Below are 19,876 nucleotides of genomic sequence, written 5' to 3'. Positions count from 1 at the left end.
GCTTAAACCCCCAGGGACTTTTTGTAGCGGCTTTCGACCATGCGGTTCCAGCTCAGCATGATCAGCAGGTTGACCAACAGCAGCACCACCGCGATGGTCGCGCCCATGGGCCAGTTGAGTTCCGAGAGGTACTGGTCGTACACCACCGTGGCGACCATTTTCAGGCGGCGCCCGCCGAGCAGGCCGGGGATCGCAAACGAGCTGGCCGCCAGGCCGAACACAATCAACGTGCCGGACAGCACGCCGGGCATCACCTGCGGCAACACGATCCTGCGCATCACCGTGGCCTGGCTGGCGCCGAGTGACAGCGCCGCCTGTTCTGCCGACGGGTCGAGTTTTTGCAGCGAGGTCCACACCGGAATGATCATGAACGGCAGCATCACGTGCACCAGCGCGATGATCACCGCAAACGGTGTGTACAGCAGTTTCACCGGGCGCCCGCCGAGGGCCTGGATCACTTGGTTGACCAGCCCGTCGGCGCCGAGCAACAGGCTCCAGCCGAAGGCGCGCACCACCACCGAAATCAGCAACGGCGTGAGGATCAGGATCAGGAAGATCGAGCGCCACGGCGTGCCCATGCGGCTCAGAATGTAAGCCTCGGGCACGCCGATCACGACGCACAGCAAGGTCACCAGCGCGCTGATCCAGAAGGTGCGCCAGAAGATTTCATAGAAGTACGCATCACTGAACAGCGACAGGTAATGCGCCAAGGTCCATTCATCCGCCTTCACGCCCACCTGGTAGTCGAACACGTTGAACGACAGCACCAGCGTCATCACCAGCGGCAGAATCAACAGCCCGGTGAACAGCGCCAGGGCCGGCAACGACAGCAGATAACCCCGACTCATGCGCGCACCTCATCCGTCGCCAGCACGCGCAGCAGGCCGGCGTGCCAGTCCAGGCCGACTGCCGCGCCGCAACCGAGCGGCGCGCTGCCGTCGTTGCTGCGCACCACGGTGATTTCGCCAAGCGAGGTGTGGACGCGGTACAGCCATTGGCTGCCGAAAAAGTAGCTGTCGAGGACCTTGCCTTGCACGCGCCCGCTGCCTGCGGCCACCAAGGTGATTTTTTCCGGGCGCAGGCTCAGGGTCAGCTCCCCGTCGCCGCTGGCGTGGCGCACTTGTGGGGTACCGAGTTCGTCGTAGTCGCCCGGCAGCAGGTTGGCCTTGCCGACGAAGTCCGATATGAAGCGCGTGCGCGGGTGTTCGTAGAGCTTGTAGGGTGCGTCGATCTGCGTGACGCGTCCGGCCTGCATCACCACCACGCGGTCGCTGATCGACAGCGCTTCGGCCTGGTCGTGGGTGACCATCAAGGTGGTGATGCCCACGGCGCACTGGATGCGGCGGATTTCAAACTGCATTTCCTCGCGCAGGTTGGCGTCGAGGTTGGACAACGGCTCATCGAGCAGCAGCACCGGCGGCTCGATCACCAGCGCGCGGGCCAGCGCTACACGCTGGCGCTGGCCGCCGGAGAGCTCACGCGGGTAGCGCTCGGCGTGCGGCGCCAGGCGCACCAGTTCCAGCACGGTCTTGACCTTGCTGGCGATTTCGGCGGCCGGCACTTTGCGCATCTTCAGGCCGAAGGCGACGTTGTCGCGCACGGTCATGTGCGGGAACAGCGCGTAGCTCTGGAACACCACGCCCAGGCCACGGCTGGCGGGTTTGGCGTGGGTGATGTCGCGGCCGTCGAGCAGGATCTGCCCGCCGCTCACGTCGACGAAGCCGGCGATCATTTGCAGGGTGGTGGTTTTGCCGCAGCCCGAGGGACCGAGCAGGGAAACGAACTCGCCTTTTTCTACCGCAAGGTCAGTGGCGACCACCGCGTCGACGGCGCCGTAACGTTTGCTCAAGGCGTTGAGTTGGAGAAAAGCCATGTCTGCGTTCCACCTTTTTGAGTCGCGTCGAAACGCGCTTTTTTGTTTTGGGCAGATGCGAAAAGAGTGTTGCGGGTGCGGTGGCGCTCGATCTCGAGTCGGCTGCCGTTTGTTGTTCATTTCGCCCCTGTGGACGCAGATTAGGACGAAGACTAGGATGGGCGGAAGATGGAATTTCACTCAACGGACTATTATTTTCCAATTTATTCATTCAGCAGAATTTACGCCGAGATTATGTGATATGGATTCCACTGAACGGAATGACAGCGGCAAAGAAGTGGGTTCGGGCAGTGTGTCGCGGGTGTTCGCGCTGTTGCGTGCATTGGGCGACGTGCCCGAAGGCGGCGAACGCGTGACTCAACTGGCGCAACAGGTGGGCCTGTCGCAGCCCACCACCCATCGGCTGTTGCGCAGCCTGATGGACGAGGGGATGGTCGAGCAGGACGCGCGCAGCAAGCGTTATCGCCTGAGCCTGGAGTTCTTCGCGCTGGCGGCGAACGCAGGCAAGACCGGCAACCTGCGCGACCTGGTGCGGCCGAGCATGTTGCGCTTGAGTGCGTCGTTGGGTGATTCGCTGTTTTTGCTGGCACGCAGTGGTTTTGATGCGGTCTGCCTGGACCGCAGCGAAGGGCCGTACCCGATCCGCACTTTTACCGGGGATATTGGCGGGCGTGTGGCGTTGGGCGTAGGGCAGGGCAGTTTGGCGATTCTGGCGTTCTTGCCGCAGGAGGAGCGTGAGACGGTGATTCGCTACAACTTGCCTCGGCTCAAGGATTTTCACCTGTATGACGAGGTGCTGCTGCGTTCGGAGGTGGAGAATGTGCGCAGCCTGGGGTATGCCGCGCGCAACACCGGCGTGCTGGAAGGCATGGCGGGGTTGGCGGTGCCGATTTTGAATCGCGAGGGGTATGCGGTGGCGGCGTTGAGTGTGGCGACCATCAGTGATCGTCTGGGGCCTAGCCGGTTGCCGATGGTGGTGGAGTTGCTCAAGCGTGAGGCGGCGGCGATCGGGCCGAGGATTAATCCGTTTGATCCGACGTTGCGCCGGCCTTCGCAGACTTTTGGTGGGTAGCTTGGGTGTGTTGCCGACGGGAGGCCGTGGGTGGTTTTGGTAGATATGAGTGCGTATCCGTTGCTGCGGTAACGGCGGCTGGCGGTTCCGCTCTTACAGCGGGTCACTTTTGGCAAACGCCCCAAAAGTAACCAAAAGGTCTGTGCCCCACCACTCGGCCCCTCGCTTAGGCTCGGTGTGCCCTCACTCCGGCTTGAATCCGTGGGCCGCCGCGACGGGCCATCCATGGCCCAACACGGCTAACCCGGCGTCCTGCCGGGTTACCCACGGATTCAAGCCTGCGTTCGGCCAGCGTGGTTGACGGGGCCTGTCAGATCAAGATCAAAAGCAGATCAAGAGCAGAGCACGGCGGCCTGGTAGCCGACCTGAGTGGTAAAAGCAAAAGCACAGCAACAGCACAGCAACGCGCTTCTATCTGATGCACAGAGCTCCAAATGTGGGAGCGGGCTTGCTCGCGAAGGCGGTGTGTCAGTCAGCTCATGTGTCACTGACCCACCCCCTTCGCGAGCAAGCCCGCTCCCACAATTTGACCGAGTGCAGCCTCCACCACCGCAGTGCTTTTGCTTTTCTGTGGGAGCTGGCTTGCCTGCGAGGCAGACACCTCGGTGCATCAGTAACACCCAGTCGACGCCTTCGCAGGCAAGCCAGCTCCCAAATTGACCGAGTTCAGCTGCCAGCACCGCAGTGCTTCTGCTTTTCTGTGGGAGCTGGCTTGCCTGCGATGCAGACAACTCGGTGTATCAGTAACACCCAGTCGATGCCTTCGCAGGCAAGCCCGCTCCCACATTGACCGAGTTCAGCTGCCACCACCGCAGTGCTTTTGCTTTTCTGTGGGAGCTGGCTTGCCTGCGAGGCAGACACCTCGGTGCATCAGTAACACCCAGTCGATGCCTTCGCAGGCAAGCCCGCTCCCACAAGTTGACCGAGTTCAGCTGCCAGCACCGCAGTGCTTTTGCTGTTCTGTGGGAGCTGGCTTGCCTGCGATGCAGACACCTCGGTGTATCAGTAACCCCCAGTCGATGCCTTCGCAGGCAAGCCAGCTCCCACATTGACCGAGTACAGCTGAGAGATCAGCACAGTCTTTACGTGATGTACTGAGGTCCACACAAAACCCACACCCATTCAGATTGCGGCCAACGCTACTGAGGTGGCGGCTGTTCGAGTCTCTACGCCGAGCTTCACATACACATGCTCCAAATGCTTGTTCACCGTCCTGGGGCTCAACCCCAGGATGTCGCCGATATCCCGATTGGTTTTGCCACACGCTACCCAACGCAGCACTTCCACCTCACGCTCGGTCAGTTGAAATCGGGCGGATAACAGTCGTTGCGCCGGGGCGTCCTCCAGGGTCAGCATGCTCGGCTGCGTCGCGGCACGCGCCGAGAGCAGGATCCGTGATGTACGCAAATGCGCTGCTACCCGCGCCAATACCTCATCCGTCTGGATCGGCTTGGTCACGTAATCGCTGCCACCCACCTCAAACCCCTGCACCACGTGCTTGCTGTCGGTCAGCCCGGTCATGAACACCACCGGGATGTCTGCGCTGGCCGGTTGGGCCTTGAGCCGACGGCAGGTTTCGAAACCGTCCAGCCCGGGCATCATCGCGTCCAGCAGGATCAGGTCCGGGCGCCGGCGTTGCACGCGGTTCAACGCGCTGAGGCCGTCCAGTGCCACCAGCACCATGTAGCCGGCGTCATCAAGGGCGTCGGAGAGCATGGCGAGGTTGTCCGGGGTGTCATCGACGATCAGCACCACGCCAGGTTCAGTGCTGCGGGTGAGCGCATTCATCTTCGGCCTCCTTTAAGGTTCGGTTGAGTTCATCCAGGCGGAACCCCTTGAGCAGCCCGCGCACTTTGGCGATGAAAGGCGCGGCGTCCGGGCGATGTTCCAGGATGGTGTCGAGTTTTTCGTGCAAGCCGCGCACGTAGCCGATGGCGCTGAGTTCGGCGAGGGCGGCGAGGTCTTCAGGGCTGGGCAATACGCTGGGCGGTGCAGGCGGCGTGGACGTTCGGGTACGCCGCAACCACTGCAGGTCCAAGTGCTGTTGCAGGCACCCGAGCAGTTCCGGGGTGCGCACCGGTTTGGCCAGGTAATCGTTGCAGGCGGCGGCGATGCTGCGTTCGCGGTCGTCGGTAAAGGCGTTGGCCGAGATCACGATGATCGGCGCGCTGGACAGCGCATTGCGGCGGATCAAGCGGCTGGTTTCCCATCCATCCAGAGTTGGCATCGACAGGTCCATCAGGATCAGGTCCGGCGCCAGCAGCGCCACCTGGCGGATCGCGTCCTGGCCATTGCTGGCCTGGATCACTTCAAACCCCAGCGGTGTGAGCATGCCACTGAGCACCTTGCGATGGTCCACATGGTCGTCCACCACCAGGATGCGCCGGCGCACACCGTGATAACCGATGATGTCGTGCTCCACGTGCACCATCGCCTGCGGCGCGCGCACTTGCGAGAGGAACAGCCGCACCTGGAAACACGTGCCTTTGTCCAGCTCACTGGTGACGCGCAATTCGCCGCCCATCAGCGAGGTGAGCATGCGCGTGATGGTCAGCCCCAGGCCCACGCCCTTGTCCTGGCGCATCAGATCGCCGCGCTCGAATGGCTGGAAAATCCGCTCGATCTGCCCAGGGTCGATGCCGATCCCGGTGTCGATGATTTCAAAGTTGGCGGTCTCGCGCCGATAGCTGACCCGCAGGCAGACCTCGCCGCTGTCGGTGAAATTCACCGCGTTGCCGAGCAGGTTGATCAGGATCTGGCGCACACGCTTTTCATCGCCACGCACCACGGCCGGGATCTTGCCCACGCAGTCCAGGCGAAAGCGCAGGCCCTTGTCCTGGGCTTGTGGGGTGAACATCTGTTCCAGGTCGTGGATCAACTCGGGGAAGGGGATTTCCGTGAGTTCCAGGCGCAGTTTGCCAGCCTCGATCTTGGCCACGTCGAGCAGGCCATCGATCAGCGACAGCAGGTGCGAGCCGCTGCGCAGGATAGTCGCCAGTGCGTCCTGATGCTGCTCGGGCATGGCGTTGTCGCGCTGCAGGATCTGGGTAAAACCAAGGATGCTGTTCAGCGGCGTGCGCAGCTCGTGAGACAGCCCGGTGACGTAACGGCTTTTGGCGGCGTTCGCGGCTTCGGAGGCCTCTTTGGCGTGTTGCAGGGCTTGGTCGGTGAGGCTGTGGGCGTCTATTTCCTGCATCAGCAGCAGGGTCTGGCGGTCGGATTCTTCCTGGGCGACACGCCGGCTTTCGCGGGTCAGCACTACCCACCAGGCGAGCACGGCGGCCAATACCGATAGGGTGAGGAACGCCTTGAAAAACGCCTGATACAAGGTCTCCGAATGCGGCAACCCTTGGGCGGCCTGTACGTAGATCAGCGCCAGCGCGCCGGCGAGCAGCAGCACCAGCACCAGCAACAACCCCAGGTAGTGCGCCAGCCGCGTATGCAGGCGCGGCATCAGGGTGGTGGGCAGCAGCCAGCGCAATACGCCTTCGAACTGCGTGACGAGGCGCGCATGAGGTTTGCACCGGTCACCGCAACGCGCATCCAGCGAGCAGCACAGCGAACAGATGGGCGTGCTGTAGGCCGGACAAAACGCCATGTCGGCGGTTTCGAACGGGTTGCTGCACAGCCCACACACCGCGTGGGTGGCGGGGGCCACCGGGTGAATCAGGGTCACGTCGCTGGTACGCTCGATGTAGTACTTGCCCTGGGTCAGCCAGGCCAACAGCGGCGCCATGATCAGTGCCGTGCCCAGCGCGACGAAGGGCGGCGCGGCCTGGGCAAGGGCACCGAACAGGCCGAAATGGGCGAGGATCGACAGCAGCGAGGCAATCAGCATCGAGCCGACGCCCACAGGGTTGATGTCGTAAAGGTGCGCGCGCTTGAACTCGATGTGTTTGGGCGACAGGCCCAGCGGCTTGTTGATCACCAGGTCGGCCACCAGCGTGCCGATCCAGGCAATCGCGATGTTGGCATAGAGCCCCAGCACCTGGTCGATCACATCGAATACGCCCAGCTCCATCAGCATCAGCGCGATGGCCACGTTGAACACCAGCCACACCACGCGGCCGGGGTGGCTGTGGGTCACGCGGGCGAAGAAGTTCGACCAAGCCAGGGAGCCGGCGTAGGCGTTGGTCAGGTTGATTTTCATCTGTGAGATGAACACGAACAGCACCATCGCGCCGAGCGCCCATTCCGGCGAGCTGAACACATAGCGGAACGCGACCAGGTACATCTGCGTGGGCTCGGCGGCGCGCTCCATGGGGATTTCATGTTGCAGGGCGAGAAACGCCAGAAACCCCCCGGCGAACATTTTCAACGCGCCGGGGATGATCCAGCCGGGCCCGGCGCAGAGCAGGGCGGCCCACCAGCGTTTGCGGTTGGCGGCGGTCTTTTCCGGCAGGAAGCGCAGGTAGTCGACCTGTTCGCCGATCTGCGTGACCAGCGACAGCGCCACGGTGCAGGCGGCGCAGAACGACAGCAAATTAAAACCGCCGCCGTCGCCACTGCGTCCGACAAAGCTGGTCCAGTCGCTGAAGGCGTCGGGGTTTTTCCACCAGACGAAGCCGTAGGGCAACACCAGCAACAGCAGCCAGAGCGGTTGCGTCCACAATTGCAGGCGGCTGATCAGGGTTACGCCGTAGGCCACCAGCGGAATCACCAGCAATGAGCAGATCACATAGGCGATGGCCAGCGGAATGTGGAAATACAGCTCCAGGGCCAGGGCCATGATTGCCGCTTCCAGCGCGAAGAACAGGAACGTGAAGCTGGCATAAATCAACGAGGTGATGGTCGAGCCGATATAGCCAAAGCCGGCGCCGCGGGTCAGCAGGTCCATGTCCACGCCGTAACGGGCGGCGTAATAGCTGATGGGCAGGCCGGTGAGGAAGATCACCAGGCTGATCGCCAGGATCGCCCAGAAGGTGTTGGTGAAGCCATAGCTCAAGGCGAGCACGCCGCCAATGGCTTCCAGCGCCAGAAAGGACACGGCGCCCAGGGCAGTGTTGGCGATGCGCAGTTCCGACCACTTGCGAAAGGATTTGGGCGTGTAGCGCAGGGCGTAGTCTTCCATGGTCTCGTCGGCGACCCAGGTGTTGTAGTCGCGGCGGATCTTGACGATGCGCTGGGTGCCGGAGAAAGGGTGCACGGTGGTTAACTCCAGAGGAGGGCGAGGTTGGCGAGCAAGTTCCATGCCCTCAAGTGCGCTGAGATGCAAATGTGGGAGGGGGCTTGCCCCCGATCGCGGTGGGCCAATGGCAAATGCACTGACTGCCAGGCCGCTATCGGGGGCAAGCCCCCTCTCACAGTTGATCTCCAGTGTCAGGGCGGGCGTGATCCTGCGCCGAAATGGTGCACAACGGCATACGTCAAATGACGTACAGGGTTACGTCAGGCTGCGTATACCCGCGATGGCCGGCTGCCGCCATGCTGACCCCCTCATTGCAGAGGAGTCGCCCCATGGCACCACGATTGATCCGCTCCACACCGCTGTTGGCCTTGTCTTTACTGGCGGCCGCTCTGTTCAGCCAGGGCGTGCTGGCCGATAACGAAGGCCTGGCCGTGACCCCGACCGAAGTCACCGTCGGCCAGTTGCACTCGGCCACCGGTACCATGGCGATTTCCGAAACCGGCTCGATCCAGGCCGAGCGCCTGGCCATCGAACAGATCAACGCTTCGGGCGGGATCCTGGGACGCCAGATCAAAGTGATCCAGGAAGACGGTGCCTCCGACTGGCCGACCTTTGCCGAAAAAGCCAAGAAGCTGCTGGTCAACGACAAGGTCGCCGCCGTGTTCGGCTGCTGGACGTCGGCTTCACGCAAAGCCGTGCTGCCGATCTTCGAGAAAGAAAACGGCTTGCTCTATTACCCGACCTTCTATGAAGGCCTGGAACAGTCGAAAAACGTAATCTACACCGGCCAGGACGCCACCCAGCAGATCCTCGCCAGCCTCGACTGGATTGCCAAGACCAAGGGCGCCAAGACCTTCTACCTGGTCGGCTCGGACTACATCTGGCCACGCACCTCGATGAAGATCGCGCGCAAGCACATTGAAAACGTGCTGCACGGCACGGTGGTTGGCGAAGACTACTACCCGCTGGGCAACACTCAGTTCGGCTCGTTGATCAACAAGGTCAAACTGAAGAAGCCGGACGTGGTGTTTGCGGCCGTGGTCGGCGGCTCCAACGTGGCGTTCTACAAACAACTCAACGCGGCGGGCGTGAATTCGTCCAAACAAACCCTGCTGACCCTGTCGGTCACCGAAGACGAGCTGCTCGGCATCGGCGGCGAAAACATGGCCGGTTTCTACGCCTCGATGAAGTACTTCCAGAGCCTGGACAACCCGAACAACAAAGCCTTCGTCGAAGCCTTCAAGGCCAAGTACGGCAAGGACGCGGTGATCGGCGATGTGACCCAGGCGGCGTACCTCGGTCCTTGGTTGTGGAAAGCAGCGGTGGAAAAGGCCGGCAGTTTCGACGTGGATAAAGTCGTGGCGGCAAGCCCTGGCATCGAGCTGAAAAACGCGCCGGAAGGCTACGTGAAGATCCATGAGAACCATCACCTGTGGAGCAAATCGCGTATCGGCGAAGTGCAGCCTGACGGCCAGTTCAAGGTGATCTACGAGTCGGATCTGATCGAGCCGAATCCATTTCCAAAGGGTTACCAATAACCCTCAGGCACGTCGAGTTTCAAACTGTGGGAGGGGGCTTGCCCCCGATAGCAGTGGGTCAGTCACAGCTGTATAAGCTGACCCACCCTCATCGGGGGCAAGCCCCCTCCCACATAAAGCAAAACGGCAAAAGCCTGCATTTCATCTCTCTGTAGGAGACCATCATCATGGAATGGCTATCGGAATTTGGAGCCATCGCGGCGATGCAGGGGTTCAACGGTTTGTCCGTGTTCTGCGTGCTGTTGCTGATGGCATTGGGGCTGGCGATCATCTTTGGCCAGATGGGCGTGATCAACATGGCGCACGGGGAGTTCCTGACCATTGGCGCCTACACCACCTACGTGTGCTCCAGCCTCACCGCGCACTTTGCGCCAAGTTTTCAACCCTATTACTTCTTCGTTGCCATTGCCCTGTCATTCCTCGTCGCCGGCGCCATCGGCTGGCTGGTGGAGTGGGCGATGATCAGCCGGTTGTACAAGCGCCCGCTGGACACCTTGCTTGCCACCTGGGGGTTGTCCCTGGTGATGCAGCAAACCTTTCGTTCGGTGTTCGGCGCCCGTGAAGTCAGCGCCGAACCGCCGGCCTGGCTGATGGGCTCGGTGAATTTCACCGATGCCATCGAAATCCCGCGCAACGGCCTGTTCATGATGGGCCTGACCCTGCTGCTGACCGCCGCGATCTTCCTGATGCTGTACCGCTCGCGGTGGGGCCTGCAGGTGCGCGCCACCGTGCAGAACCGTCTCATGAGTCGCGCGGTGGGGATCAATACGCGCAAGGTCGACCGCCTGACCTTCGCCCTCGGCTGCGGCGTCGCCGGTGTCGCGGGCGCAGCATTTACCACCATCGGCTCCACCGGGCCGACGGCGGGTTCGCAGTACATCGTCGACACCTTCCTGGTGGTGGTGTTCGGCGGCGCGCAGAGCCTGTTCGGCACCATCGCCTCGGCGTTCGTGATCGCCCAGACCCAATCGCTGTCGGAGTTTTTCCTCAGTGGCTCAATGGCCAAGGTACTCACGTTGTCCTCGGTAATTCTGATCCTGATGCTGCGCCCGCAAGGGTTGTTCTCCATCAAAGTGCGCAAGTAGAGGCGAGCAGATGAAGGCTTTAGACAAGCTGCTGGGCGGCCAGCAAAACCTGATCGGTATCGTGTTGTTGGCGTTGCTGGTGCTGGTGGTGTTTCCCCTGACGTTGGACGCGTTCCGCCTGAACATGGTCGGCAAATACCTGACCTACGCGTTCGTCGCCGTGGGCCTGGTGCTGTGCTGGGGCTATGGCGGCATTCTCAGCCTGGGGCAGGGTGTGTTCTTCGGCGTCGGCGGTTACTGCATGGCGATGTTCCTCAAGCTGGAAGCCTCCGACCCCGAGAGCACCAAGATCCAATCCACACCGGGCATCCCGGACTTCATGGACTGGAACCAGATCACCGAACTGCCCTGGCTGTGGCAGCCGTTTCACAGTTTCATCTTCACGCTGGTAGCGGTGATCGCGGTGCCGGTGCTGCTGGCATTTATCATCGGCATGGCGCTATTCAAACGGCGCGTGGGCGATGTGTATTTCTCCATCGTCACGCAGGCGATTGCGCTGATCCTTACCGTGCTGATCGTCGGCCAGCAAGGGTTGACCGGTGGCGTCAACGGCATCACCGACCTCAAGACCCTGCTGGGCTGGGACCTGCGCACCGACAGCGCGAAAATGATCCTGTATTTCATCAACGCCGGCCTGCTGTTCGGCTGCATCTTTATCGGCCGTTTTATCCTCGCGTCCAAGCTGGGCCGGCTGCTGATGGCGATGCGCGACAAAGAAGAGCGCGTGCGGTTTTCCGGCTATGACGTGGCCAGTTTCAAGATCTTCGTGTTCTGCGTGGCCGCCGCGTTTTCGGCGATTGGCGGGGCGATGTTCGCCTTGCAGGTGGGCTTTATGTCGCCGTCGTTCGTCGGCATCGTGCCGTCGATCGAAATGGTGATTTTCGCCGCGGTGGGCGGGCGCATGTCGCTGCTTGGCGCGGTGTATGGCGCGCTGCTGGTGAACTACGGCAAGACGTATTTTTCCGAGTCCTTTCCTGAATTATGGCTGTACCTGATGGGCGGGCTGTTCATCGCCGTGGTCATGTACTTCCCCAATGGCCTGGCCGGGTTGTGGGACAGCCACGGTCGCCAGGCATTGGCCAAGCTGCTGCGGCGCAAACCCGTGGCGGCGCCCCCGGTGAGTCCGGCAATTAAACCCAAAGCCAAAAGCAACATTCTGGAGACCCAGCCATGACCGCCGTCGGTTTTGAAATGAAAAAACCGGTGCTGGCCATCGAAGGCCTCACCGTGTCGTTCGACGGCTTCAAGGCGGTCGACAACCTTAACCTGTACATCGACCGCAATGAAGTGCGCGTGGTGATCGGCCCCAATGGCGCCGGCAAAACCACGGTGCTCGACCTGATCTGCGGCAAAACCCGCGCTACCAGCGGCAGCATCCAGTTCGACGGTCAGGAACTGACCAGGATGCGCGAGTACAACATCGTGCGCGCCGGCGTGGGGCGCAAGTTCCAGAACCCGTCGATCTACGAAAACCTCACGGTGTTTGAAAACCTCGAGATGTCTTACCCCGCCGGGCGCAAGGTGTGGGGCGCGCTGTTTTTCAAGCGCGATGCCCAGGTGATCGCCCGGGTGGAAGAAGTGGCGCGGGAAATCTTCCTCGGTGATTTGCTGCAGCAACAGGCCGACCTGCTGTCCCACGGGCAAAAGCAGTGGCTGGAAATCGGCATGTTGCTGATGCAAGACCCCGAGTTGCTGATGCTGGATGAACCGGTGGCGGGCATGAGCGTCAACGAGCGCGCACAAACCGCCCAGTTGCTCAACCGCATCAGCCAGGGCCGCTCGGTGCTGGTGATCGAGCACGACATGGAGTTCGTCAAAAGCATCGCTCACAAGGTCACGGTGCTGCACCAGGGCAAGGTGCTGGCCGAGGGCAGCATGGAGTCGGTGCAAAGCAACCCTAAAGTCATCGAAGTGTATTTGGGCCACTGAGGAAACCGGCATGTTCAAGATCGACCAGTTGTCCTGTGGTTACGGGCAGAGCCAGATCCTCCACGATCTGCACCTGAATGTGGCCAAGCGCGAGATCGTTGCGGTGATGGGCCGCAATGGCATGGGCAAGACCACGCTGTTCAAGAGCCTGATGGGCATTCTGCCGCAGTGGCAAGGCCAGGTCAGTGTGGACGGGCACGATGTGTCGGCGCTGGAGACCCATGAGCGTGTAGCGCGTGGGATTGCCTATGTGCCACAGGGCCGCATGATTTTCCCGAGCATGACGGTGCTGGAAAATATCCAGACCGGGTTGCCGGCGTCGGCCCGCGGCAAGGTGCCGGAGGACTTGTATGCGCTGTTTCCGGTGCTGCATGACATGCAGTCGCGCAAGGGCGGCAACCTGTCCGGTGGGCAGCAACAGCAGTTGGCGATTGCGCGGGCGTTGGCCACCAACCCCAAGGTGTTGTTGCTGGATGAGCCGACCGAGGGCATTCAGCCGTCGATCATCAAGGACATTGCGCGCACGCTGAAGGAGATTCGCAACCTGCGCGATTTGACCATTGTGGTGTCCGAGCAAGTGCTGTCGTTCACCCTGGAAATCGCCGACCGTTTTCTAGTGATCGAAAAGGGCCGGTTTGTGATTGAAGAGACTCGGGATCGGGTGGATGAGGCGACCATAAGCCGCTACCTGTCCGTCTAAAACAACACAGTTCTAATGTGGGAGCGGGCTTGCTCGCGAATGCGGTGTACCAGTCGACTTATCTGTTAACTGACACACCGCTTTCGCGAGCAAGCCCGCTCCCACAGTTGTTTTGTGTCTGCTCTGAAAATCTCATACGTCATCCAACGTATTTCCCGTTTCCCCTGGCTCCCCGAGACTGGATTCCACGCACCAGACCATCCGCCCAGGAGCCAGCCCATGACCGAAACGCTGATCAAAGTCGACCTCAACCAGCCCGTCACTGAAAACGAAAATATTCATAACCGCTGGCACCCGGATATCCCGATGGCGTGCTGGGTCAAACCCGGTGATGACTTCATCCTGGAAACCTACGACTGGACCGCCGGCGCAATCAAGAACAATGACGATGCCAGTGATGTGCGCGACGTGGACCTGTCCACCGTGCATTACCTGTCAGGCCCGGTGGGTGTGCACGGCGCCGAACCGGGTGATTTGCTGGTGGTGGACTTGCTCGATATCGGCGCCAAGGCTGACTCGCAGTGGGGCTTCAACGGCTTCTTTTCACGGCAGAACGGCGGCGGTTTTCTCACCGATCATTTCCCCAGCGCGCAAAAAGCCATCTGGGATTTCAAAGGCATGTTCACCCGTTCGCGGCACATTCCGGGGGTTAACTTTGCCGGCCTGATCCACCCCGGCCTGATCGGCTGCCTGCCCGACCCGGTGATGCTCGCCGACTGGAACCGCCGCGAGCAGGAACTGATCGACACCAACCCGACCCGCGTGCCGCCGCTGGCCAATGCGCCACTGGCCGCCACTGCACACATGGGCAAGCTCAAGGGCCAGGCCCGTGACGACGCGGCTGCGACCGGCGCACGCACGGTGCCGCCGCGTGAGCATGGCGGCAACTGCGATATCAAGGACCTGTCGCGCGGTTCGAAGATTTTCTTCCCGGTCTATGTCAACGGCGCAGGGCTGTCGGTGGGCGACCTGCACTTCAGCCAGGGCGACGGCGAAATCACCTTTTGCGGCGCCATCGAAATGGCCGGCTGGGTGCACATGAAAGTCGAGCTGATCAAGGGCGGCATGGCCAAGTACGGGATCAAGAACCCGGTGTTCAAGCCCAGCCCGATCACGCCCAACTACAAGAACTACCTGATCTTCGAAGGCATTTCGGTGGACGAACAAGGCCAGCAGCACTACCTGGACGTCAACGTCGCCTACCGCCAGGCCTGCCTGAATGCGATCAACTACCTGACCAAATTCGGCTACTCGCCGGCCCAGGGTTATGCCTTGCTCGGCTCGGCGCCGGTGCAGGGGCATATCAGCGGCGTGGTGGACATTCCGAATGCCTGCGCGACCTTGTGGCTGCCGACCGAAATCTTCGAGTTCGACATCAACCCCAACGCCAACGGCCCCACCAAGTTCCTCGACGGCAGCATCGACCTGCCCATTGCCCCGGACCTGTAGCCATGCCGACCTACGAATATGCCTGTGCCACCTGCGGCACGTTCACGATGTTGCGGCCCATCGCCCAACGCAATGAGCCCAGCCAATGCCCGTACTGCGAAGGGCCGGGCGGGCAGCTCAGGGTCTCGGCCCCGGCCTTGCAAACGCTGTCGGCCAACCAGCGCAAGGCGATCGCCGGTAACGAGCGCAGCGCCCATGCGCCGCAAACCGTCGGCGAATACCAGGAAGGCCGCAAACATCCGGCCGGTTGCAGTTGCTGCGGCACCCGCAAGAAAGTCGAGCCGAGCAAGGCCAACCCCTTGGGCCTCAAGACCAGGACCGGGCCTCGGCCGTGGATGATCAGTCACTAGACCAGGAGCGTTGTTATGCGTCATGGCGACATTTCCAGCAGCCCGGACACCGTCGGTGTCGCGGTGGTGAACTACAAGATGCCGCGCCTGCATTCCAAGGCCGAAGTCATCGACAACGCGAAGAAGATTGCCGAGATTATTCTCGGCATGAAGCAGGGCCTGCCCGGCATGGACCTGGTGGTGTTCCCCGAATACAGCACCATGGGCATCATGTACGAACACGACGAGATGATGGCCACGGCCGCGAGCATTCCCGGCGAAGAGACGGCGATCTTCTCGGCCGCGTGCCGTCAAGCCAACACCTGGGGCGTATTCTCCCTGACCGGCGAGCGCCACGAGGAGCACCCGCACAAGGCGCCGTACAACACGCTGGTGTTGATCAATAACCTTGGCGAAATCGTGCAGCGCTACCGCAAGTGCATTCCCTGGTGCCCGATCGAAGGCTGGTATCCGGGCGATCGCACCTATGTGTGCGACGGGCCCAAGGGCATGCAGATCAGCCTGATCATCTGCGATGACGGTAACTATCCGGAAATCTGGCGCGACTGCGCCATGAAGGGCGCCGAGTTGATCGTGCGCTGCCAGGGTTATATGTACCCGGCCAAGGAGCAGCAGGTGCAGATGTCCAAGAGCATGGCCTGGGCGAATAACTGCTATGTGGCGGTGGCGAATGCGGCGGGGTTCGACGGGGTGTATTCGTACTTCGGTCACTCGGCGATCATCGGCTTTGACGGACGCACCTTGGGCGAGTGCGGCGAGGAAGAGATGGGTATTCAGTACGCGCAACTGTCGGTGTCGCAGATTCGCGATGCGCGGGCCAACGACCAGTCGCAGAACCACCTGTTCAAGTTGCTGCACCGTGGCTATACCGGCATGCATGCCTCGGGCGATGGCGACAAGGGCGTGGCGGACTGCCCGTTCGAGTTCTACCGCACCTGGGTGCTGGACGCGCAAAAGGCTCAGGAAAATGTCGAGAAAATCACCCGCAGCACCGTGGGTGTCGCCGAATGCCCGGTGGGGCAACTGCCCCATGGCGGTAAAGAAAGAACAGCGGAGTAGGGCATGCGGTTTACCTTTGACCCGGCGCAGGTGATGGCGCTGTTGCGCAGCCGCATCGTTGGCCAGGACGCGGCGTTGGCGCAGGTGGAGCGGCTGCTCAAGGTGGTCAAGGCCGATATCGGCGAGCGCGATCGGCCATTGAGCGTCAACCTGTTCATGGGCCCGACGGGCGTGGGCAAAACCGAAATCGTGCGCCTGCTGGCCCAGGCGCTGCATGGCCGGGCCGACGGGTTTTGCCGCATCGACATGCACACCCTGGCCCAGGAGCATTACGCCGCCGCACTGACCGGCGCGCCGCCGGGGTACGTGGGCAGCAAGGAAGGCATCAGCCTGTTCAACAGCGAATTGATCCAGGGCAGCTACAGCCGCCCTGGCATCGTGTTGTTCGATGAGCTGGAAAAAGCCAGCCAGGAGGTGGTGCGCAGCCTGCTGGGCATTCTTGAAAACGGCCAACTGACCCTGGCGGGTGGCACGCGCACCTTGGATTTTCGTAACAGCCTGATTTTCATGACCAGCAACATCGGCGCGCACCAGGCGCGTCGTCATCGCCAACGCTTCACTCAGGGCTGGCGGCGGCTGCTACGGGTGTTTGTAAGAAGCGAAGCGGCGGTGTTGGAGGAGGCGTTGCATGGGCATTTCGAGCCGGAGTTTCTCAACCGCATCGATCGTATCCTGATGTTCGAACCTCTCGACAGGCGCTGGCTTGATGCGCTACTGGACGTGGAGCTGGAGAAGCTCAATCAGCGTCTGGCGGCGCACCAGCGCTCATTAAGCGTGGATGCGTCGGCGCGGGCATGGTTGTGTCGTCAGCACGACGCTCGGTTTGGCGCGCGTGCGCTGGGCCGCCGCGTGCGGGTGGAGCTGGAACCGGCGATTGCGGAGTGCTTGCTGCGCGATCCTGCTGTGCAAGGGATGCGGGTAACGGTGCGGGGTGAACAATTGGATGTTTCGAGACATTAGCCTTGCATGTCGACCCATTACGGCTAATATGATCCGGGTAAAACAAATAACATCCGGGTAATAAGCCATGCCAAAGCAACACACGCCTCTGTGCACTGCCTTCTTGCGTCACCAACGGGTGGCGGCCGGCGCCTATTCGGCGGTCGCCGAAACCCTGGCAGGGCTGGACCTGACCGCCGGCACCTTTCTGGTCTTTGATGACGCCACCGGCGCCCAAGTCGATTACCCATGGCCAGGCGGTTATGCGCCCGAGCAACCCGCAGACACGTCACTCGACGAAGAGCTTCGGGCAGCCCCTACGGTGGGCCGCCCGAAGCTGGGTGTGGTCGCGCGGGAAGTCACGCTGCTGCCGCGCCACTGGGAATGGCTGGGCCAACAACCCGGCGGCGCCTCGGCGGCCTTGCGCCGGTTGGTGGATGAAGCGCGAAATGCCAGTGCTGGCCGTGATCAGGCGCGCCAGGCCAAGGAAGCCAGCTATCGTTTCATGAGCGCCATCGGCGGCGACCTGCCTGGGTTTGAAGACGCCTCGCGGGCATTGTTCGCTGAAGATGCGGCGGCCTTCGCCAGCAAGATCGGGCACTGGCCAAAGGATGTGCAGACGTACCTGGCCTGGCTGTCGCGCAATGCTTTCCCCGTCTAACAATAATTCCGGGACTCGAACGACCATGGAAGTCACTCAGCAACGGCCGTTGTGGCAGATCTACCTGATTTTTTTGGCACCGATGGTGCTGTCCAATTTTCTGCAAAGCTTTTCCGGCACCCTCAATGGCATCTATGTCGGGCAAATGCTCGGCACCCAGGCACTGGCGGCGGTGTCGGGGATGTTTCCCATCGTGTTTTTCTTTATTGCCCTGGTGATCGGCCTGGGGGCGGGCGCTTCGGTGCTGATCGGCCAGGCCTGGGGCGCGCAGGAAACCGGGATGGTGAAGGTGATCACCGGTGCGACGCTGACCCTTGGCGCGCTGGTGGGCCTGATCGCGGCGGTGCTCGGCAGCCTGTTCGCGCGCCCGGCCTTGCAGGGGTTGGGCACCCCGGTGGATGTGCTCGACGATGCCGTGGGTTATGCCCAGGCGATGATGCTGATCATGCCGTTACTGTTGGTCTTCATCCTCTACACCCAGTTGCTGCGCGGCGTGAGTGACACGGTCTCGCCGCTGCTGGCGCTGATGGTCTCGACCCTGGTCGGCCTGTTGCTGACGCCGGCGCTGATTCGCGGCTGGATCGGCCTGCCGCCCATGGGCATCCAGAGCGCGGTGTACGCGGGCCTGGTCGGTAACGCCTTGGCGATGCTGTTCTTGATCTTGCGCCTGCGCCACAAAAACCATGTGATGGCGCCGGACCGTGAGTTGCTGGCTGCGTTGCGCCTGGACCGGGCGATCCTCGGCAAAGTGCTGCGCATCGGCTTGCCGACGGGCTTGCAGATGGTGGTGCTGTCGCTGTCCGAATTGGTCATCCTGGCGCTGGTCAACAGCCACGGCTCCCAGGCCACAGCGGCGTACGGCGCGGTGACGCAGATCGTCAATTACGTGCAGTTCCCGGCGCTGTCGATTGCAATTACGGCCTCGATCCTCGGTGCCCAGGCGATTGGTGCCGGGCGCCTGGAGCGAATCGGGCCGATCCTGCGCACCGGCCTGCTGATCAACACCTGCCTGACGGGTGGATTGATTGTGCTCGGTTACCTGTTGTCGCACTGGCTGTTGGGGTTGTTCATCACCGACGACGCGGCGCGGCTCAATGCCGAGCACCTGCTGCACATTATGCTCTGGAGCGTTTTGGTCTTTGGCTTCCAGGCGGTAGTGGGCGGGATCATGCGCGCCAGCGGCGTGGTGCTGATGCCGGTCGCCATCTCGATTTTCTGCGTACTGTGTGTTGAGCTGCCGATGGCGTATTTGCTCAATGCGCATTTCGGCCTGGAAGGTGTGTGGATGGCGTTTCCGGTGACCTACCTGGCGATGCTGGCGCTGCAGACTGCGTATTACCGGCTGGTGTGGCGGCACAAGCAGATCAAGCGGCTGGTGTAGCGCGGGCTTGTTGCTTCAACCCGCGCAGCAGTAATTCCAGACCTTGCAAACCTTGCTCCAAGCGATCGCCCGGGTGTTCATCGCGGGCGATCCACAGCGCGGTGTTGACCAGGCTGCCATTGATCAACTGCGCCAGTGCGACGCTGGGGCCTTGTTCGATGGCTCCGGCCTGCATCAAGTCCTCAAGCAACTGGCACAGCGACGCGACGCAGTGATGCTGCGACCCGGTATCGCCAAGCACGGCCGGCGCATCCTGCAATACGATGCGTTGGATTTCGTCGTCCTGGGCCATGCGCAAATACGTTCGGCAGCGTTCGCGAAACCCTTCCCACGGGTCCTGGGCCTGATCGGTGATGTGCTGCAGTCGCGCGTCCATTTCGCTGTCGAGTTGGGCGACCACGGCGGCCAACAGGCCTTTCTTGTCACCAAAGTGATGGTACAACGCACCACGGGTCAGGCCGGCGCGTGCAGTGAAGTCGTCCATCGACGTGTTGGCATAGCCCTGTGTGGCGAAGGCTTGGCGGGCGCTGGCGATCAGGCGGGCGCGGGTTTCTTCGATCATTTCGGCACGGGCTCGGCTCATGGGTAGGGCTCGCGAAAGTGTTTGAGTGATTGACATACGCTGCGTATGTTACGCATGATTTGCCACATACGCACCGTATGTATTTTGCCTTGATGACTGCCGATAGCAAGCTTCAAGGTCTTGAGGATG

At 61.7% G+C, this 19,876-nt stretch carries 17 protein-coding genes; 12 read left to right on the top strand and 5 right to left on the bottom strand.

Annotation, left to right across the window (positions count from 1 at the left end):
* Window positions 1–2: 2 nt before the first annotated feature.
* Both C4J83_RS17435 and C4J83_RS17430 read right to left on the bottom strand, forming a co-directional pair.
* Window positions 3–848: an ABC transporter permease gene (locus tag C4J83_RS17435; protein WP_106579701.1), complete on the bottom strand. Its 846-nt coding sequence runs from the start codon at window positions 846–848 to the stop codon at window positions 3–5.
* Entirely contained in the window at window positions 845–1,873 is a 1,029-nt protein-coding gene (locus tag C4J83_RS17430) for an ABC transporter ATP-binding protein (RefSeq protein ID WP_124417749.1), read from the bottom strand. Before C4J83_RS17430 ends, C4J83_RS17435 begins: the two co-directional genes overlap by 4 nt.
* Window positions 1,874–2,114: 241 nt before the next feature.
* On the opposite strand from C4J83_RS17430, the gene C4J83_RS17425 reads away from it, so the two are divergent.
* Window positions 2,115–2,945: an IclR family transcriptional regulator gene (locus C4J83_RS17425; RefSeq protein WP_124417748.1), complete on the top strand. Its 831-nt coding sequence runs from the start codon at window positions 2,115–2,117 to the stop codon at window positions 2,943–2,945.
* Between the two features lie 1,122 nt (window positions 2,946–4,067).
* Here C4J83_RS17425 and C4J83_RS17410 read toward each other — a convergent pair.
* Together C4J83_RS17410 and C4J83_RS17405 are read right to left on the bottom strand one after the other, a co-directional pair.
* Window positions 4,068–4,733, bottom strand: a complete 666-nt coding sequence (locus tag C4J83_RS17410) for a response regulator (protein ID WP_119735995.1) — start codon at window positions 4,731–4,733, stop codon at window positions 4,068–4,070.
* The gene (locus C4J83_RS17405) at window positions 4,708–8,091 is read right to left on the bottom strand and encodes an ATP-binding protein (protein ID WP_124417746.1); all 3,384 of its coding nucleotides are present in this window, start codon (window positions 8,089–8,091) and stop codon (window positions 4,708–4,710) included. The genes C4J83_RS17410 and C4J83_RS17405 overlap by 26 nt, the downstream gene beginning before the upstream one ends.
* 311 nt (window positions 8,092–8,402) lie before the next feature.
* Between C4J83_RS17405 and urtA the strand changes: the two genes are divergently transcribed.
* The 11 genes from urtA (at window position 8,403) to C4J83_RS17345 (ending at window position 19,164) form a co-directional block, all read left to right on the top strand.
* Window positions 8,403–9,611: an urea ABC transporter substrate-binding protein gene (gene urtA, locus C4J83_RS17400; RefSeq protein WP_124417745.1), complete on the top strand. Its 1,209-nt coding sequence runs from the start codon at window positions 8,403–8,405 to the stop codon at window positions 9,609–9,611.
* 167 nt (window positions 9,612–9,778) lie between these two features.
* Entirely contained in the window at window positions 9,779–10,696 is a 918-nt protein-coding gene (gene urtB, locus C4J83_RS17395; RefSeq protein ID WP_164487945.1) for an urea ABC transporter permease subunit UrtB, read from the top strand.
* Between the two features lie 10 nt (window positions 10,697–10,706).
* Window positions 10,707–11,870: an urea ABC transporter permease subunit UrtC gene (gene urtC, locus C4J83_RS17390; protein WP_124417744.1), complete on the top strand. Its 1,164-nt coding sequence runs from the start codon at window positions 10,707–10,709 to the stop codon at window positions 11,868–11,870.
* Complete coding sequence (gene urtD, locus C4J83_RS17385; RefSeq protein ID WP_124417743.1) at window positions 11,867–12,625, top strand: urea ABC transporter ATP-binding protein UrtD; 759 nt, start codon at window positions 11,867–11,869, stop codon at window positions 12,623–12,625. The genes urtC and urtD overlap by 4 nt, the downstream gene beginning before the upstream one ends.
* Before the next feature lie 10 nt (window positions 12,626–12,635).
* Entirely contained in the window at window positions 12,636–13,325 is a 690-nt protein-coding gene (urtE, locus tag C4J83_RS17380) for an urea ABC transporter ATP-binding subunit UrtE (protein ID WP_124417742.1), read from the top strand.
* Window positions 13,326–13,544: 219 nt separating this feature from the next.
* On the top strand, window positions 13,545–14,774 hold the full coding sequence (gene fmdA, locus C4J83_RS17370; RefSeq protein WP_106579713.1) for a formamidase: 1,230 nt from the start codon (window positions 13,545–13,547) through the stop codon (window positions 14,772–14,774).
* Between the two features lie 2 nt (window positions 14,775–14,776).
* Window positions 14,777–15,124: an FmdB family zinc ribbon protein gene (locus tag C4J83_RS17365; RefSeq protein ID WP_106579714.1), complete on the top strand. Its 348-nt coding sequence runs from the start codon at window positions 14,777–14,779 to the stop codon at window positions 15,122–15,124.
* A gap of 15 nt (window positions 15,125–15,139) precedes the next feature.
* The gene (locus tag C4J83_RS17360) at window positions 15,140–16,183 is read left to right on the top strand and encodes an aliphatic amidase (protein WP_124417740.1); all 1,044 of its coding nucleotides are present in this window, start codon (window positions 15,140–15,142) and stop codon (window positions 16,181–16,183) included.
* A gap of 3 nt (window positions 16,184–16,186) precedes the next feature.
* Complete coding sequence (locus C4J83_RS17355; RefSeq protein WP_124417739.1) at window positions 16,187–17,143, top strand: AAA family ATPase; 957 nt, start codon at window positions 16,187–16,189, stop codon at window positions 17,141–17,143.
* Between the two features lie 67 nt (window positions 17,144–17,210).
* Window positions 17,211–17,783 (top strand): DUF2239 family protein, encoded by a 573-nt coding sequence (locus C4J83_RS17350; RefSeq protein ID WP_124417738.1) that lies wholly within the window; start codon window positions 17,211–17,213, stop codon window positions 17,781–17,783.
* 25 nt (window positions 17,784–17,808) lie between these two features.
* On the top strand, window positions 17,809–19,164 hold the full coding sequence (locus C4J83_RS17345; protein WP_106579718.1) for an MATE family efflux transporter: 1,356 nt from the start codon (window positions 17,809–17,811) through the stop codon (window positions 19,162–19,164).
* On the opposite strand, the gene C4J83_RS17340 is transcribed toward C4J83_RS17345, so the two are convergent.
* Window positions 19,148–19,747, bottom strand: a complete 600-nt coding sequence (locus tag C4J83_RS17340) for a TetR/AcrR family transcriptional regulator (protein ID WP_124417737.1) — start codon at window positions 19,745–19,747, stop codon at window positions 19,148–19,150. The two genes, C4J83_RS17345 and C4J83_RS17340, sit on opposite strands and share 17 nt — an antisense overlap.
* Between the last annotated feature and the right edge of the window lie 129 nt (window positions 19,748–19,876).

Source organism: Pseudomonas sp. LBUM920, from assembly GCF_003852315.1.
GTDB lineage: Bacteria > Pseudomonadota > Gammaproteobacteria > Pseudomonadales > Pseudomonadaceae > Aquipseudomonas.
This window is presented reverse-complemented; position numbering and strand designations above follow the sequence as displayed.